The sequence below is a fragment of the Acidovorax sp. LjRoot38 genome, assembly GCF_964252975.1.
GTDB classification, from domain to species: Bacteria; Pseudomonadota; Gammaproteobacteria; order Burkholderiales; family Burkholderiaceae_C; genus Acidovorax; species Acidovorax facilis.
The window spans coordinates 64,354-80,981 of record NZ_CAXUPT020000005.1 but is presented as its reverse complement, the minus strand read 5'-3'; the positions used below and the strand labels follow the sequence as shown (position 1 = coordinate 80,981).

15 protein-coding genes are annotated in these 16,628 nt (G+C 63.6%); 7 read left to right on the top strand and 8 right to left on the bottom strand.

Translation table 11 applies throughout. The features are described from left to right. Positions 1–2: 2 nt before the first annotated feature. The 3 genes from ACSQ22_RS10450 to ACSQ22_RS10440 are packed head-to-tail and all read right to left on the bottom strand — an operon-like array spanning position 3 to position 1,953. Positions 3–806, bottom strand: coding sequence for an ABC transporter substrate-binding protein (locus tag ACSQ22_RS10450; RefSeq protein WP_436130243.1), 804 nt, complete (start codon positions 804–806; stop codon positions 3–5). Continuing rightward, positions 803–1,564, bottom strand: coding sequence for an HD-GYP domain-containing protein (locus ACSQ22_RS10445; protein WP_436130473.1), 762 nt, complete (start codon positions 1,562–1,564; stop codon positions 803–805). Before ACSQ22_RS10445 ends, ACSQ22_RS10450 begins: the two co-directional genes overlap by 4 nt. Positions 1,565–1,566: 2 nt before the next feature. Continuing rightward, positions 1,567–1,953: a response regulator transcription factor gene (locus ACSQ22_RS10440; protein ID WP_055399596.1), complete on the bottom strand. Its 387-nt coding sequence runs from the start codon at positions 1,951–1,953 to the stop codon at positions 1,567–1,569. Positions 1,954–2,029: 76 nt separating this feature from the next. Between ACSQ22_RS10440 and ACSQ22_RS10435 the strand changes: the two genes are divergently transcribed. Continuing rightward, a complete protein-coding gene (locus ACSQ22_RS10435; protein WP_228897345.1) occupies positions 2,030–2,737 on the top strand; it encodes a response regulator in 708 nt (235 codons plus the stop codon). An 8-nt stretch (positions 2,738–2,745) separates the two neighbouring features. Further along, a complete protein-coding gene (locus ACSQ22_RS10430; protein WP_436130242.1) occupies positions 2,746–3,483 on the top strand; it encodes a response regulator in 738 nt (245 codons plus the stop codon). A 225-nt stretch (positions 3,484–3,708) separates the two neighbouring features. Here ACSQ22_RS10430 and ACSQ22_RS10425 read toward each other — a convergent pair whose 3' ends face one another. Next, positions 3,709–5,493 (bottom strand): methyl-accepting chemotaxis protein, encoded by a 1,785-nt coding sequence (locus ACSQ22_RS10425; RefSeq protein ID WP_436130241.1) that lies wholly within the window; start codon positions 5,491–5,493, stop codon positions 3,709–3,711. Positions 5,494–5,542: 49 nt separating this feature from the next. After that, complete coding sequence (locus tag ACSQ22_RS10420; protein WP_228897342.1) at positions 5,543–5,995, bottom strand: chemotaxis protein CheW; 453 nt, start codon at positions 5,993–5,995, stop codon at positions 5,543–5,545. Positions 5,996–6,270: 275 nt separating this feature from the next. On the opposite strand from ACSQ22_RS10420, the gene ACSQ22_RS10415 reads away from it, so the two are divergent. Then, positions 6,271–7,506, top strand: coding sequence for a class I SAM-dependent rRNA methyltransferase (locus ACSQ22_RS10415; RefSeq protein WP_228897341.1), 1,236 nt, complete (start codon positions 6,271–6,273; stop codon positions 7,504–7,506). 43 nt (positions 7,507–7,549) lie between these two features. Here the strand turns inward: ACSQ22_RS10415 and ACSQ22_RS10410 are convergent, their stop codons facing one another. The 3 genes from ACSQ22_RS10410 to ACSQ22_RS10400 all read right to left on the bottom strand — a co-directional run bounded on the left by ACSQ22_RS10410 (position 7,550) and on the right by ACSQ22_RS10400 (position 11,759). Then, positions 7,550–9,655, bottom strand: coding sequence for an acetoacetate--CoA ligase (locus ACSQ22_RS10410; RefSeq protein WP_436130240.1), 2,106 nt, complete (start codon positions 9,653–9,655; stop codon positions 7,550–7,552). Positions 9,656–9,680: 25 nt separating this feature from the next. Further along, on the bottom strand, positions 9,681–10,664 hold the full coding sequence (locus ACSQ22_RS10405) for a Bug family tripartite tricarboxylate transporter substrate binding protein (RefSeq protein ID WP_228897339.1): 984 nt from the start codon (positions 10,662–10,664) through the stop codon (positions 9,681–9,683). Between the two features lie 171 nt (positions 10,665–10,835). After that, the gene (locus ACSQ22_RS10400; protein ID WP_436130239.1) at positions 10,836–11,759 is read right to left on the bottom strand and encodes a helix-turn-helix domain-containing protein; all 924 of its coding nucleotides are present in this window, start codon (positions 11,757–11,759) and stop codon (positions 10,836–10,838) included. Positions 11,760–11,979: 220 nt separating this feature from the next. On the opposite strand from ACSQ22_RS10400, the gene ACSQ22_RS10395 reads away from it, so the two are divergent. From ACSQ22_RS10395 to hslV, 4 genes are all read left to right on the top strand, one after another. Then, a complete protein-coding gene (locus tag ACSQ22_RS10395; RefSeq protein WP_055399582.1) occupies positions 11,980–13,041 on the top strand; it encodes a CobW family GTP-binding protein in 1,062 nt (353 codons plus the stop codon). Between the two features lie 181 nt (positions 13,042–13,222). Continuing rightward, entirely contained in the window at positions 13,223–14,020 is a 798-nt protein-coding gene (dksA, locus tag ACSQ22_RS10390) for an RNA polymerase-binding protein DksA (protein WP_082437502.1), read from the top strand. A 42-nt stretch (positions 14,021–14,062) separates the two neighbouring features. Continuing rightward, on the top strand, positions 14,063–15,826 hold the full coding sequence (locus ACSQ22_RS10385; protein ID WP_436130238.1) for an STAS domain-containing protein: 1,764 nt from the start codon (positions 14,063–14,065) through the stop codon (positions 15,824–15,826). Positions 15,827–16,007: 181 nt separating this feature from the next. Then, positions 16,008–16,574: an ATP-dependent protease subunit HslV gene (gene hslV, locus ACSQ22_RS10380; protein ID WP_055399580.1), complete on the top strand. Its 567-nt coding sequence runs from the start codon at positions 16,008–16,010 to the stop codon at positions 16,572–16,574. Positions 16,575–16,628 lie beyond the last annotated feature (54 nt).

Sequence of the window (16,628 nt, the reverse complement as noted above, 5' to 3'; positions counted from 1 at the left end):
CATCAGTTCAGGAGGATGCTTTCGAGTCCGTGGCGCCGTGCTGCCGTTTCCAGGCGGCCGTCCTGCCGAATCCGGGCGACAAAAGCGTTGAGCACGGCTCGCCATTCGACGTCGCCTGGTTTGCTGGCATGGGCGTAGGGGAGCGTATAGAACGGCTTGGGGGGGGCCACCAGTGCGGCCCATTCCGTGCTTTCGATCAGTGTGCGACCGTAGGGGTAATCGGTCATGAAGACGTCCACGCGGCCAGCAATGAGCTCGCGTTCGCGCGTCTGTGGCAGGTGGATGGAGACGAGACCTGCATGCTTGAGGCGTTGCCGCATGACGGGCTCCATGAACGTTCCAGCCTGCACGCCTACCTGCACGCCGGGTTGGTCGATGTCACTCCACTGCCGCACGATGCGGCTGGTGCGTGTGGTTACGGCATAGATATCGCTTTGCAAATAGGGCGTGGAGAACTGGAGTTGCTCCATGCGCTGCGGCAGCATGGCGATGCCGAACATCGCTACATCGCATGTGCCTGCCTGCAGGTCCTGCACCAAGGTGACGAAGGACGAGTCCACGAATCGCAGCTTGACGCGCAGATCAGACGCCAATGCGGTAGCCAGATCGATGTCCAGGCCGCTGAGCTGGCCGGAGCGCGGGTCCCGAAACGAGATGCGCTGGTACGCGGGCCAGATGCAGACCCTGACTTCGCCCCGGGCCTGAACGCGGTCCTGCACCTCACCTGCTGTGGCACCCCAGGAGGCCACTGCGCCAGCCAGGAGCAACAGCACCGCAGCCACCACACGGTATGTGGGCAAGATCATGGCGCATCCTGCTTGTGGTTGATCAGGTCGGCGAAGGCCATGCGTCCGGTCGTGACCTGCTCACGCAGGGCAGAAATGGCGGGGCTGTTGCGCAGGAAGCAGTCCACGATGTCCGGGTCAAAGGCCTTGCCCCGTTCGGCCAGGAGCATCTCCAGCGCTTTTTCGTGGCTGAAGGCTGGGCGGTAGACCCGGTCCATGGTCAGGGCGTCATAGAAGTCCACGATGCTCACAATGCGTCCAGACAGCGGAATGGCTGGGCCCGCCAACTGGTTCGGGTAACCCTTGCCATCCCAGCGTTCATGGTGTGCAAGCGCAATTTCGGCCGCCATCTGGAAGAGGGCGATGCGCGATTTGCCCAGGATATCTGCACCGATGGCGGAGTGCTGGTTCATGGTTGCGCGCTCTTGGGGCGTGAAGGCACCGGGTTTCTTCAGCACGTCGTCAGGAATGCCGATCTTGCCGATGTCGTGCATGGGGGCCGCCTTGCGCAGCATCAGCGCATAGTCCTTGGGCTCGCCCAAGAAAAGCGCCAGGGCCTCAGCCAGGAATCCGATGCGCACGATGTGGATGCCCGTGTCGCCGTCTTTGTATTCCGCCGCCATGGACAGCAGAAACAGTGCCTCGTGGTGGGCGCGGGCCACTTCCTGCAACGCCTCGTTGCGTTCCTGGTACATGCGGCCCAGGTCGAAGACGATCTTCTCCATCTGCTCGGCCGCCGCAGGGCTGAACTGGGTATTTTCACGTGCAGCTGCAACCATGTTCATGGCGCCTCGCCGGGGGTTGTGCCCAGGTGGTTGATGGTTTCGATCAGTTTGAGGGGGCTGAAGGGCTTGAGCAGATAGGCGTCGGCCCCGGCCATCATCCCCGCCTCGATATCCTGGCTTTGCCCGCGAGCCGTCAGCAGCACCACCCAGGGTTTGCCCAGCGATGGGTCGCTTTTGACAAGGCGGCACAGATCGAGTCCGTCCATGCTTCCGGGCATCATGATGTCCAGTAACAGTAACTGGGGGCGCAGCGTTCGCACGGCCTCCAGGCCCTCGTCGGCGTTGACGGCTTCATGGATGTCGTGGTCTTCGAACTCCAGGGTCATGCGGATCAGTCGGCGGATATCCGCATGGTCTTCGATGATCAGAATGCGTTTGTTCATGGTTGGGCATTTGTTGCAACTAGTTTTATCAATTTTATCACAAAAGTGATTTTTCGAAGTGATAAAATTCGCCGCTATGGAACTCAGTCTTCTCTCTTCGCTGCCGGTGGATTGCAGTACCCGTGATGTGGCGCGGGTGCTGGGCATGGCGGTTCGTTCTGTTCAGCTGATGGTGGACCGGGGTGAGCTGGAGGCCTGGAAAACACCAGGAGGTCATCGGCGCATCGCGAAGGCATCGGTCGAGCGCTGGCTGGCCCAGCGGCAGGGTCAGCCCGTTGTACCGGTTGCCGAAGTTGCCGTGTCTGGTGTGGTGGTCGCGCCAGACGATGGGGTGGTCAAAGCTGCTCCCAGGCGCGCCGAGCAGGTCGGCGCTTCTCGCGAACCAGCGGGTACACACGGCCAGCGGGTGTTGCTGATCGAGGATTCCGCACATTTCCAGACCCTGGTGAAGCTGTTGATGGCGCACGATTTCCCGCAAGTGGAACTGCATGTGGCAGACGACGGCATCGTTGGCTTGGCGATGGCGGGCGAACTGCAGCCGGATGTGCTGATTGTGGACATCCTTCTTCCTGGCATTGATGGCGCAACGCTGATTGCGCGTCTGCGCTCGCATCCCCAGTTCCAGCGCAGCCGTCTGATCGTTGTGACTTCGCTCGACGAAGAGCAGCGCAGTCCCTACGCCTTTGCGCTGGCCGGGCTGCCTGTGGTGCACAAGCCCCGCTTGGTGCAGGAGTTGCCTGCGTTGCTGGCGGGGTTCCTACGTCCTGTGGCAGAGAAGGCCTGAGCGCCGTCGTGACGCAGCCGCGCGTGCTGTTGGTAGAGGACGATCCGTCAGTGCGCCGGTTTGTCCAGATGGCGCTCGATCCCCTCGGCGTGAATCTGGTGCCATGCGCCACGCTCGCCGAGGCGAAGCAGGCGCTGACCACCGAAGTGGCACCCCTGGTCCTCACGGATCTGACCCTGCCCGATGGCTCCGGCCTTGATCTACTGGTATGGATGCAGACAAATCTTTCGCCTCAGGGAGCGGCCTGCCGCACCGTGGTGTTCAGTGGCGGGATTGACCCAGCCACGCAGCGCCGGTTGGAGTCGCTCAACGTCTGGCGCGTTCTGCACAAACCCGCCTCCGTGGGGGCGCTGATGGCATGTGTTTCTGAGACTCTGGCCAGCCTCGACTTGGGGGCTCAGGCCGATTCCGCCGTCGTCACCGTTGCTCAACACAATCCAGTGGCCGAGTTTTTCGGCGGCAACCGAGCGCTTTACGAAGCTTATCGACAGGCATGCCTGGCCCGGTTTCCTCAAGATGTAATGGAAGGCGATCTGGCCGTGGCGGCGCAAGATGCACAGGCGCTGCGGCGCGTGGCGCACAACCTCAAGTCAGTGTTGACGATGCTGGGTGAGGCGCCAGCTGCCCAGTGTGCGCGAAGCACCGAGGAGTGGGCTGCAGGGGGCGATTCTGACCTTATGCAACAGGGATGGCGACAGTTGCGGCAGCAGGTGCTGCGCGTGGTTTCTGTTCAAGGCGAAAATTGAATTCTTTGCATCTCGCAAACGGCAGCCTATTGCCGGTACGTGGATCATTTCACAGCTTCTGAACAATAGAAAAACCACCCGAAGGTGGTGATTCCAAGGGGACTTCAACAGCAGACGCCTGGCGTCTGGCGTCTGGCTTTGAGGCTGTCGGGCTTGGAGTGCCGATAGCGAAAGTTGCCCCAGGGGGGCAACTTGCAACAGACGTTTTCCAAGTCCGGCGGGTTCCTAGAAGTTTTCCCACTCTTTCTCTGCATGTGGAGCGGCAGTCACGAGTTTTGCCGAAGGCAGATGCGCTACGCCCGATTTCGCCATTGCCACACTTCGGACAGCAGCCTTGATGGCGGAGGTCGCGGATCGCTGGTTTGGGGCTTTCCGGGCCATCGGCGGCCGTGAAGCATATGTGGTGGATGTGCTGAGCGCTCCTTGTGGGGGCACCACCGCAGGGCGCTCTTCCAAAGCCAAGGGCGAAATCTTGAAGGAGGAAACCACGTTGACCAGCTCCGCTGCCTGGGTGTTGAGGCTGCTGGCTGCTGCCGCCATTTCCTCCACCAGTGCCGCGTTCTGCTGGGTGGCCTGGTCCATCTGGGTGACGGCTTCGTTCACCTGGTCCACGCCCTGGCTCTGCTCGGAACTGGCTGCGCTGATCTCCGCCATGATGTCGGTAACGCGGCCAATTGCCGAAACCACGTCGCTCATGGTCTGGCCTGCCCGGTCCACGAGGGCGGAGCCGGCTTCTACCCGTTCCACACTGGCACCGATCAGCACTTTGATTTCGCGCGCGGCGTCTGCGGATCGGCTTGCCAGGCTACGAACCTCGCTCGCAACCACCGCAAAGCCCCGGCCTTGTTCACCCGCACGGGCGGCCTCCACGGCGGCGTTCAGGGCCAGGATGTTCGTCTGGAAGGCGATGCCGTCAATGACACCGATGATGTCCGAGATCTTTCGGGAGCTGTCGTTGATGTCTTTCATCGTGCGGACCACGTCTGCGACAACCTCGCCGCCTTGGCTTGCCACGTTCGACGCGTTCTGCGCGAGCTGATTGGCTTGCCGGGCGTTCTCGGCGTTCTGGCGAACCGTCGAATTCAGCTCCTCCATCGATGCTGCGGTTTCTTCCAGTGCACTGGCCTGGTTTTCGGTGCGTGCCGAGAGATCGCTGTTGCCCGCCGATATCTCCGCGCTGGCAGTGGCCACGCTGTCGGAGCCTAGGCGTACCTGCGAGACAACCTGTGTCAGCGATGTCTGCATGTCGGAGAGCGCTTGCAGCAGCGGACTGAATTCATCGTTGGCGTTGTCAATGACCTCTCCGGTCAGGTCGCCATCGCGCACGCGGGCTGCGATCACTTGCGCTTCTGACACCCGGCGCTGAAGGACGCTGCCGACATACCAGGAAAACACCATCAAACCGGCTGCAATCGCCGCGACGGCTGCCACCAGGCTGTAAAGCGTTTGTTTCGCATCTGACTCGATCTTTCCAATGCTCTCGGTCAGCGATGTGTTCTGGCGCTGCTTTTGTTGGCTCAGCATCTCGAGCACCACGTTCCGGGCAGGAATCGTCTTGGCGACCAGAAAGTCGAAGCCTTCTTCCTTGTTACCTTGCTCAATCAACTGGATGTTTTGCCCTGCGATCTGCCAGAACGTGCCCAGCGCCTGAACGAGTGCAGCGTACCCAGTCTTTTCGGTCGTGGTGACAGCAGTTTTTTCCAGTGCCAACTGGTCGGTGTCGATCAGCTTCTTTTTCTCCGCAATGTCTGCCAAGGTGGCCTTCACGTCGCTGGGTGTCCTGACCAGCAGCGCATGGCGCAACTGGAGAGATGATCGTGTGACGTTGAGCTCCATGGCTGCCAGCCGCAACTGGTGGGGAACGGACTCTGTGGCGACTTTTCGGGTTTGGGCGGTGACCTCGGAGAGGTTGAACCATGCGAGAAGCGCGACCAGGGTCAGGCCACTGATGAGTGCGAAGGACAGCAGGTGCAGGCGTTTCGCAATGCCGAATGCTCTGAAGAAGTTCATGGGGATTCCGTGTAGGTGTGTTTGTGTTTCGTGGCAATGCGACAGCGCGTCATTGCACGGTGAGGGGCGATGGCAACGAGGGTGCCAAGAGCTTTTCGATGTCGAGCAGGATGAGCATCCGGTCATCGACCGATCCGATGGCCAGCAGGTGGTCCCGATCCACGTCCATGTCGAGTGCGGGGACAGGGCGCAATTGCTCTCTCTCCAGCGTGAGCACATCAGACACGCCATCCACCACAACGCCCACGACGCGCTGACCAATGTTGAGCACGATCACCACGGTCAGATGGTCATAGCGAGCCTCTGGCAAGCCCAGTTTCAGGCGCAGGTCGATGATGGGCACGATCACGCCGCGCAGGTTGACCACGCCCTTCAGGTCGGCGGCGGCATTGGCGATGGTGGTGGGCTTTTCGTACGAACGGATCTCCTGCACCCGCAGGATGTCTACGCCGTACTCCTCGTTGCCGATCTTGAATGCAAGGAACTCACGAAGATCGGTCAAGACCGTTGGGGCTGCATCAGGGATAGAACCCAGGCTGGATAGGGTGTGAAGATTCGCTGACATGTTTGTTTGATAAAAATGATAGTTGTGCGAATTTTATGAGAAATTAATCAAATTTGTCAAATAAATGATTTCAAAAAATGATAAATATGCTTTCTCACCAGCGCTGTGGGTGGTCTTTTGTGCAAACGGGCGGGCTTATCGCAGGGGCAGCGCGTGCTGTTTTTCAAGGGATGATGGTTGGACGGCAGCGGTGAGCCCGCACAATCCGGGGCATGAAAACCCTTCGCCTTCGCCCTGGCAAGGAGCGCTCGCTCCTGCGCCGCCACCCCTGGATCTTTGAATCGGCCATCTCCAAGGGCGGCGGCGACAGCGGCGAGACCGTGCGCGTGGAATCGCACGAAGGCCAGTTTCTGGCCTGGGCTGCGTACAGCCCCAGCTCGCGCATCCGTGCCCGAGTGTGGAGCTTTGATGAGGCGCAGCGCATTGATGCTCCGTTTTTTATAGCTGCTTGCGCACGTTCCATCATCGCCAGGGCACGTTTTGACGTGCAAAGCGATGGCGTACGCCTGGTGCATGGCGAGTCCGACGGCCTGCCCGGGCTCATCGTGGACCGCTATGGCGATACGCTGGTGGCGCAGTTCACCAGCGCAGGCACCGAGCGCTGGAAGGGGGTGATTGCCGATGCGCTGCTGCGCGAAACGGGGCTGACCAAGCTCTACGAGCGCTCGGATGCCAGCGTGCGTTCGCTGGAGGGCCTGGAGCCCGCCACCGGCTGGCTGCGCGGCGGGCCCACGGGTGCTGCAGGTGATGGCGAGGGGCCGCCGCTCGAACTCACGATCCGTGAACACCAGTGGCGTCTGACGCTCAACATCGCTGAGGGCCACAAGACCGGCTTCTATCTGGACCAGCGCGACAGCCGCCAGCGGTTTGCTGACTACACCCAGCGCCTGGGTTTCAAGCATGTGCTCAACTGCTTTTGCTACACCGGCGGCTTCAGCGTGGCGGCACTGGCGGGTATGCGTGCAGCGGGCACCGTGGCCGACGGGCACGTGACCTCCATCGATTCCTCGGGCCCGGCCCTGGAGCGCGCCCGCGCCCATGTGGCGCTCAACGGGTTCGATCCGAACCGAGCCACCTTCCTCGATGCCGACGTGAATGCCTCGCTGCGCCAGTTCCTCAAGGAAGGCCAGCGCTTTGACGCCATCATCCTCGACCCGCCCAAGTTCGCCCCCACAGCGGCCCACGCCGAGCGGGCCGCGCGCGCCTACAAGGACATCAACCGGCTGGCGTTGCAACTGCTGACCCCGGGCGGGGTGCTGTTTACCTTCTCGTGTTCGGGCGGCATCAGCGCCGACCTGTTCCACAAGATCGTGGCGTCGGCGGGCGCGGATGCAGGGGTGGACGGCTACATCCTGGAGCGCCTGGGCGGCGCGCCCGACCACCCGATGACCCTGGAATTCCCGGAAGGGGAGTACCTCAAGGGCCTGGTGGTGATGCGGAAATCTTGATGTTTTTGGCCTCTAGCGCGTATCTCTTATGCGCTAGTGGCTATCAAAGTGATAGTGCATCGGGTGCAGTACGTGCCAGGTAGTCTGAGGCGAACTGCACAAACCAGTCGATGCTCTCGGGCTGCGCCAGCGCGTCGCGGTTGAGCACCCGCTCGGCCGGGTGGCCCAGAAGCAGCTTTTTGATGGGCAGCTCCAGCTTCTTGCCTGTCACGGTCTTGGGGATTACTGGCACCTGCAGGATTTCGTCGGGCACGTGGCGCACCGACAGCGCGGTGCGCAGCGCCTGGCCAATGCGTCGGCGCAGCGGCTCGTCGAGTGTGGTACCTGCGCGCAACTGCACGAATAGCGCCAGGTAGGACGGGCGGCCCAGGTATTCCAGATCCACCACCAGGCTGTCGAGCACGTCGTCCAGCCCCTCGACCACGCGGTACAGCTCGGCCGTGCCCATGCGCACGCCCTGGCGGTTGATGGTGGCATCCGAGCGGCCGTAGATGATGCCGCCCACAGCCTCGGGCCGGGCCACCAATCGCAGCCAGTCGCCCTGGCGCCACACGGGGCGCTGCTCGGCGTCGTAGAAGGTGTCGAAGTAGCTCTCCTTGTAGCGTGTGCCGTCGGCGTCGCCCCAGAAGTACAGCGGCATCGACGGAATGGGCCGGGTACAGACCAGCTCTCCCACCTCGTCCATCACCGGCTGGCTCGCGTCGTTCCAGGCCTGCACGCTGGCGCCCAGCGCACGGCATTGCATCTCGCCCAGGTGCACGGGCAGCGTGGGCAGGCCCACCAGGAAACCCCCTGCGATGTCGGTGCCGCCGGAGACCACGTTGAGCCAGAAGTCGTCCTTGACATCGTAGTAGAGCCAGCGGTAGGCCTCGGGCGACAACGGTGATCCGGTGGAGCACACGGTGTGCAGGGCCGACAGGTCGGCCACCTGCCGGGGCACCACACTGGCCTTCAGGCAGGCGTGGTGGATGGCGGCTCCCACGCCGAAGGTAGTCACGCGCAGACGGCCTACCAGGCGCCACAGATAGGCCCAGTCGGGGTCGGCCCCCCCGCCGCCCGCACCGGTGACGGAGCCGTCGTACAGCACGATGGTGGCGCCGCCCAGCAGTCCCATCACATGCGCGTTCCACACCATCCACGAGGTGTTGACCGCCCACAGCACCCGGTCGCCGGGGTGCAGGTCGTTGTGCAGCACCATGGCCACCAGGCTGTTGGCCAGCACGCCACCGTGGCCGTGCACGATGGCCTTGGGCAGGCCCGTGGTGCCGGATGAATACAGCGTCCACAGCGGGTGGTCGGGTGCGAGTGCGAGCGGCTTAAGCGGTGCGTTGCCCGCCACGGCATCGGCCCAGTGCACCACGGTGCGCGCCTGCGCCTGCGCGGGGGGCGCAGGCGCCGGGTCGAGGCAGGGTACCCAGACCACGTGGCTCACCGTGGGCAGCTGGTCCAGGATGTCGCCCAGCGCAGCGCGGCGGTCAAACGGTTTGCCCGCGTAACGGTAGCCATCCACCGCGACCAGCACCTTGGGCTCGATCTGGCGGTAGCGATCGCTCACGCTCACGGGGCCCATGTCGGGCGCACACAGTGCCCACACCGCACCGATGCTGGCGGCCGCGAGGAAGGCCACCACCGCTTGCGGGATGTTGGGAAGGTAGCCCACCACCCGGTCGCCCGGCTGCACGCCCAATGTGCGCAGCGTGTGCGCCAGCGCGCCCACCTGGCGGCGCAGTTCGGGCCACGAGATTTCTCCGGCGCCACCGGACTCGTCCTCGAACACGATGGCCGGTGTATGTGGCTGCGTGCCTCCTGGCGTGTGGCGCAAAAGGGTGTCCACCAGGTTCAGCCGCGCGCCTTCGAACCATTGGGTGGCGGGCATCGGGTCGTCCGAGCGCATGCGGCGCGGGGCTTGCGCCATGGGTACGTCGAAGAAGGCCAGCAGTGCGCTCCAGAACGCTTCGGGTTCGTCCACCGACCACTGCCACAGGGCTTCGTAGCCGCCAAAGTGCAGGCCTCGCTCGCGCGCCAGCCAGGCCTCCAAGGCGGTGATGAGGGCGCGCTCGCGGCGTGCAGCGCTGGGTTGCCAGAGCGGGGTGTCCGGGGTTTCAACAGGGGGCGAGGCTGTTGGGGGCAAGGCTGTCAGGGTGGTCATGAAACGGTTCTTTCGCCTTCTCTTCTCAGGTGTCCGCCGTGAAGCCGATGTTCTTCACATGCACCCGCCACTGCTCGGCCTCGGCGCGCAGCCGCGTGACTAGCTCTTGCGGTGTGGACGAGCGTGCCGTCATGCCGAATTCCGCCAGGCCGCGCACGAAGTCCGGCTGGGCCACGGCAGCGCGCATGGCGTCGGCAACACGCTGCACCGTGGCGGTTGGCGTGCGCGCGGGCACGAAGACACCAAACCATTCGGTCATGTCCAGCGCAAAGCCCTGTTCGCGGTAAGTGGGCAGGTCGGGCGCGAAGGCGCTGCGCTCGGTGCCCGAGACGGCCAGCAGGCGCAGTCGGCCGGATTTGAGATGCGGCAGGTAGCTGCCCAGCACTGTCGAATAGGCCGGCACCTGTCCCCCCATCAGGTCCTGCAGCCCGGGTGCATCGCCGCGGTAGGCAATGTGGGTGAAGTCGATGCCCGCCATCTTGCCCAGCACGCTGCCCACCAGATGCGGCGTGGAGCCCGACGCCGGCGAGCCGAAGCTGGCCTTGCCGGGATTGGCCTTGGCCCAGGCGACAAAGTCCTGCAGCGTTCGCACGCTGTCGGGCACGGCCGGCCCCACTGCCAGCGCAAACGGGAAGGTGCAGGCCATGGACACGGGTGCCACGTCCTCCAGCGCATAAGGCAGCTTGCGGTAGGTGTAGGGGTAGACGGTGAACGGGGAGGGCGGCGACAGCAGCAGCGTGGTGCCGTCAGGCACGGCGTCCTTGAGCGCGCTCACGGCAATCTGGGTGCCCGCGCCGGGCTTGTTGTCCACAAGCACGTTGGCGGCATAGGTGCCGCGCAGCTTCTCGGCCAGGCGCCGGGCCACGTTGTCGGTGCTGCCCCCAGGCGGAAAGCCCACCAGCAGGCGGGCCAGGTCGGACTGTTGCTGTGCCTGTGCGGCAGAGAAGGTGCCGGTGCCCAGTGCGGCCAGGCTGGTGAGTTGGACAGCGAACTGTCGGCGGGTAGTCATGGTTTGTCTCCTGGTTTTTGGTGTGCCACTGCGGTGGTGCGGTGCGACTGTGCCGCAAGGGCGCAGGGGCTGCTTTCCAATTACTGCGGTGGGTATCGCAAAACTGCGGACCTAGGGGAAAACCTGGGCATCGCGCGCGGTGGGGTGAGACCCCCGGGGCGACTGGGCACGCTACGAGCGGCGATAGTCCGAAGGCGTTACACCCCAGTGGCGGCGAAAGGCGTGGCTGAAGTGGGCCGCCGAGGGGTGGCCGGTGAGCAAGGCGATCTCTAGCAGGGGCTTGCGCGAATCGCGCACCAGCCGTGCGGCCAGCTCCATGCGCTGAAAGTGCACCCAGGCGTGGGGCGTGGCGCCAAACGACATTTTGAAGGCGCGCGCAAAGTGAAACGGGCTGAGCCCCGCGATGTCCGCCAGGCGTGCCACCGGCCAGGGTTCGTGCAAGCCAGCCATCACGGCCTCGGTCAGCTGGCGCATCTGCCGCGAGGTGAGTGTGGCGCCGGTGCGCGGGCGCTCGCCGGGCAGTGCGTAGTTTTCCACGAGGTGGATGGCAATGCCCATCGCGATGTGTTCGCCAAACGCGGGTTGCAGTGAGGCGTTGTTGTCCAGCGACGCCAGAAGCAGGTCGGCAAAGGCCGCGAGCACCGGGTCCTTGCGGCCAAAACACTGGCCCAGCGCCACTTCGCCGCCTGCGGCACGCTGCAGCCAGGCGGGGGCCAGGTCGATGTGGATGTTGTCGCGAACAGCCGAGCTGCGCCAAAAACTCGGGGTATCGCCGGGCAGGATCACCGCCTCTCCACGCTGCCACAGCGTCTGCCCCACCTGGTCTCCATGGCGCTGCAGCAGCCGGGTGGGGGCGCCCCTGCGCACGAGGATGACGCAGTTGCTGTGGGCGGGCACATACAGGTCGCCTACGGGGCCGACTTGGTGCCACACCGTCAGGCCCTGCCAGGGGCGCCCGGCGCTGGAGCGGTGAACGTGGTCCGGCAGCGCCTGCCAGGGGTGGTCCAGGCGGTTGTCCGCCAGTGCCTGCCAGCGCACTGTGTCAAAACCTTCGATGGCAAGCGGAATGTGGCGGGCGGTTAGAGGCGGCGTCATGGTGAGGTTGGGCAATGGAGTGCCACCAGCGGCCTATCGTAGAGGGTTCCAGGTTCTGGGTACCTGTGTTTCCCGTCGGGCTGGGCGATGGTCGGACCGCGCTCTGGTGTGGCCAGGTGCCAGCAGGGGCTTGACAGCCTCGGTACACTGAAAAACATGCCCCTGGGTGGGGCACTGCGCCATGCAGCGCAAGTATTTGATTCCCTTGAAAGACAGATTTATGGCACTGATCCCCGTCACTATCCTCACCGGCTTCCTGGGCTCGGGCAAAACCACGCTGCTCAAGCGCCTGCTCTCCGAAGCCCATGGCCAGAAGATCGCCGTGATCGAGAACGAATTCGGCGAAGAGAACATTGACAACGACATCCTCGTGACCGAGTCCAAGGAGCAGATCGTGCAGATGAGCAACGGCTGCATCTGCTGCACCATCCGCGAAGACCTGCGCGAGACGCTGCAGCTACTGGCCGCCAAGAAGCGCAAGAACCTGCTCGAGTTCGACCGCATCGTGATCGAGACCACCGGCGTGGCCGACCCCGGCCCGGTGGCGCAGACCTTCTTCATGGACGAAGAAATCGCCGAGACCTACCTCATCGACTCCATCATCACCCTGGTGGACGCCAAGCACGCACCCCAGCAGCTCAATGACCGCCAGGAAGCGCGCCGCCAGGTGGGTTTTGCGGACCAGATCTTCCTGTCCAAGACCGACCTGGTGTCCAAGGACGAGACCGAGGCGCTGATCCATCGCCTCAAGCACATGAACCCGCGCGCGCCCATCAAGGCCGTGCATTTTGGCGAAGTGCCGCTCAAGGAGGTGTTGGACCTGCGCGGCTTCAACCTCAATGCCAAGCTGGACATCGACCCAGACTTCCTCAAGGAAGAAGGGGATGGGCATGACCACCACGACCATGACCACGAACATGGCGAGCACTGCAGCCACCCCTCGCACCAGCATGAACATGGCCATGGTCACCACCATCACCACGACGATGATGTGAAGAGCTTCGTTTACCGCTCCGACCGGCCATTCGACCCGGCCAAGCTGGAGGACTTCCTGGGGGCCATCGTGAATATTTACGGCCCGCGCATGCTGCGCTACAAAGGTGTGCTTAATATGAAGGGCACTGAACGCAAGGTGATCTTCCAGGGGGTGCACCAGCTCATGGGAAGCGATCTGGGACCCCAATGGGCCGAGGGTGAGACGCGCACGAGCAAGATGGTCTTTATTGGCATTGACCTGCCCAAGGACATCTTCCTGCAGGGGCTGGAACAAAGCCTGGTCTGACCCTCACCGGGGCCTGTGCCGCCCAGGGGAGAACGGCGTGTTTGTGTTGTATCTGCAACGTTTTCGTTTGCGTCAGCCCAGGTCGATACAATCGCGCCCCGGTAAAACCCCGGAAGGCTTGCCACCCGCCCTTGGCTGCGAATGCAGCTAGGGCCCGCCCGTACTGCGAGGAGACCAGGAAGTGAAAGCCGACACCAGCAAATCCAAGGGGGCCACCAAGGCAACCCCTGCCGCGGCGAAAAGCGCCGCCGCCCCAGCGGCACCCAAAGTTGCTGCGAAGGCCACTGCCAAGGCTGCTGCGGCGCCCAAGGTGGCCGCACCCCCCGCCGTGGCGGCTCCTGCTCCGGCACCCGTGCTGCAAGCAGGCTCGCAGGTACCCGTGCGCACAACCCGGCCTTCTTCACGATTGGCCCAATTGACCGTACCATCCATGGCACAGACAGTGGCTTCGACCGCTGCCAAAGCCAGTTATCTACATACCATGCCCACGACCGCGCAAGCACAGCCTACGTATACGGCTGCCAAAAAAGACCCCAAGCTGGCGAACAACTGGAAAACCAAGTCCGCCGCTGAGTTGACCGATGCCGAAGTCATGGCCATGCCTGACGACGAGTACATGAACGACAAGCAGATGGCCTTCTTCCGACTGAAGCTGGTGCAGCTCAAGCAGGAGATCCACAACAGCGCTGGTGAAACCACCGAACACCTTCGTGAAGACACCGTGGTGGTGCCCGATCCGGCCGACCGCGCGACGATCGAAGAGGAACACGCCCTGGAGCTGCGCACCCGCGACCGCGAGCGCAAGCTGCTCAAGAAGATCGAGCAGTCCATTGCCCGCATCGACGCAGGTGACTATGGCTACTGCGACGAAACCGGCGAACCCATTGGTGTGGGCCGCCTGATCGCGCGTCCTACTGCCACGTTGTCCCTCGAAGCACAACAGCGCCGCGAACTCAAGCAGAAGATGTTTGGTGATTGACCGGGCCGTCTGGCCTGATCAACCCCAAGCGCACCCTGAGCCATGAGCAAGGAAGAAACCACCCCCGGAGGCCTGCTGTCGAAGGTGGTTCGGTTCGTGAAGAACCCGACGGTGAACTGGACCGAGCTGGACTCCATCCAGGACGACCGGGAGAGCCAGTACAGCAAGCAGATGCTCAAGGAGATGATCGAGCGCAAGCGCCGCAACGATTTCGTGCGGCGCCGCGAGTTCGATCAGTTGCGCAAGCTGCGTCAGCGCGAGGTGCTGCAAGGCCAGCGTGTGGAAGACGCCGCAGGGCGCCCCTCGTTCTTTCAGAGCAGCATGGCTTCGCCCGACGAGCGGGCCGTCACGCTCAAGAAGATCGACGAGATCGAAGCGCAGATGTCGCAGCAGTGGTGGAAGAGTAAGCAAGGTGCAGAGGCTCCCACGCAACCCGGCGCCATGCCTGTTGCTGCCGACGCAGCTGCGTCCTCTGATTCCGCCCACGCAAGGGCGTATGCGCCCACGGCACCCGGCAGCCTGCCAGCGCCCCTCGAAAACAAGGCCGGTGTCCAGCCGCTGTTTGCCGATGACAGCATGGCCATTGGCCGGTTTGGCGGCACCGATGCGCAAATGCTCGCGGGTGCAGGTCCTGGCGAAGCGTCCTTCAGCCTTGCGGCAGCTACTGCGGTAACGCCAGCGCCCGCATCCGAACCGGAGGAATTCGTGCACGAACCCGATTTAGAAGAAGCTGCCATCCGGTTTGCCAATGGCGACCACGCCGGGGCTGAGTCCGGCCTGCTCGATGTGCTGGCCCAGCACCAGCAGGATGCGCCCGACGACCAGCTCGAAATCTGGATGACACTGTTCGACCTGTACCGTGCAACGGGCCAGCACGACCGGTTTGACACCCTGGCCATCGACTTCGCCGCCCAGTACAGCCGCTCCGCTCCGCTGTGGTTTTCCATGCCCGAGCAATTGGGCATGGCACCGCCCGCCGCAGCGGCTGCGGCTGGAACGGCTGCAGCCGCACCGGCAGGCGCGGTGCGCCGCGATTTCAGCTGGAACGCGCCGCCCACGCTGGCTGTGTCTTCGGTGGCCGCACTCCAGGCCTCGTTGGCACGCGCCGCGTCGCCCTGGACCCTGTCCTGGGCCCGCTTGGGCGCTATCGATGACGCTGCCGTGCCTTTGCTGGCGGACCAGTTCACCCAGTGGGCCGAGCGTGATGTTCAGCTGGTGTTCTCCGGGGTAGAAAAGCTCAACGCCCTGCTGGATGCCAAAACCCAGTCTGGCGACCGCGCCACCAGCCCCGAGTGGTGGCGCCTGCGCATGGCGGCACTGCGGCTCATGGGCAAGCCGGATGAGTTCGAGCTGGTTGCGCTGGATTACTGCGTGACCTACGAAGTCTCTCCACCGTCGTGGGCGTCGCCGCGCTGCGGGTATTCGGACAACGAAGGTGTGTCTTCGGGCTCGGCGCCTCTGGCGGCCGACAGTGACTTCATGGCCTCCGACCTGGGTGAGTTGTCCGCCCCCGCTCCGCTGGAGGCGGGCCCCGTGGCGCAGCTCAGCGGCTATATCGATGGTGATGCCACGCCACTGCTGGAGCCTTTCCAGGCCTTCCTGCGCCCGGGTGTACCGCTGACCATTGCCTGCGACAAGCTCATTCGTGTGGACTTCGCGGCTGCGGGCTCGGTGCTCAACTGGGCGGCCGAGCAGCAGGGCCACGGCCATGTGATCCAGTTCCAGAACCTGCAGCGGCTGGTGGCAATTTTCTTCAACGTGATCGGTATCAACGAGCACGCTTGGGTGGTACCCCGAAAGAACTGAAACCTCCATGGGACGTATCACCAGTGCGGCGGAGCAACCCTTGCGCGCCGGCTGGGTGCGGGCCGTGATCGTTGCATAGTTTTTGGGTGGGCTGCGGGGCCACAGATTCGCTGGCTGCTCGTGGCTGGTAGCGTACGGCTTCGCCTTGAAAGCGCTGCCCGTGCCCTCAACTGCCGCAGCTATGGACTCATCAAACGACAACCACCCGGTGTTCCACGGCACCACCATCCTGAGCGTACGCCGCCAGACGCCCCAGGGCGTTCAAGTGGCCATTGGCGGGGATGGCCAGGTCACCCTGGGCAACATCGTGGTCAAGGGCACGGCGCGCAAGGTGCGCAAGCTGCACCACGGCAAGGTGCTGGCCGGTTTTGCGGGCGCCACGGCCGATGCCTTCACCCTGTTTGAGCGCTTTGAAGCCAAGCTCGAAAAACACCAGGGCCACCTGGTGCGGGCAGCCATTGAACTCACCAAGGACTGGCGCACCGATCGCGTGCTGCGCCGCCTCGAAGCCATGCTTGCCGTGGCCGATCTGGAGGCCTCGCTCATCATCACCGGCAATGGCGACGTGCTGGAGCCCGAGCAGGGCATCGTGGCCATTGGATCGGGCGGGGCCTACGCGCACTCGGCCGCCAAGGCGTTGCTCAACCACACCGACCTCTCTGCGCAGGACATCGTCAAGAAGTCGCTGGAGATTGCTGGCGAGTTGTGCATCTACACCAACATGAACCACACCATCGAGACCTTGTAGGTCGGGTGTTTTTTGCAGGGCGGTCTTGACCGCATTTGATACGTTTTTGATAGC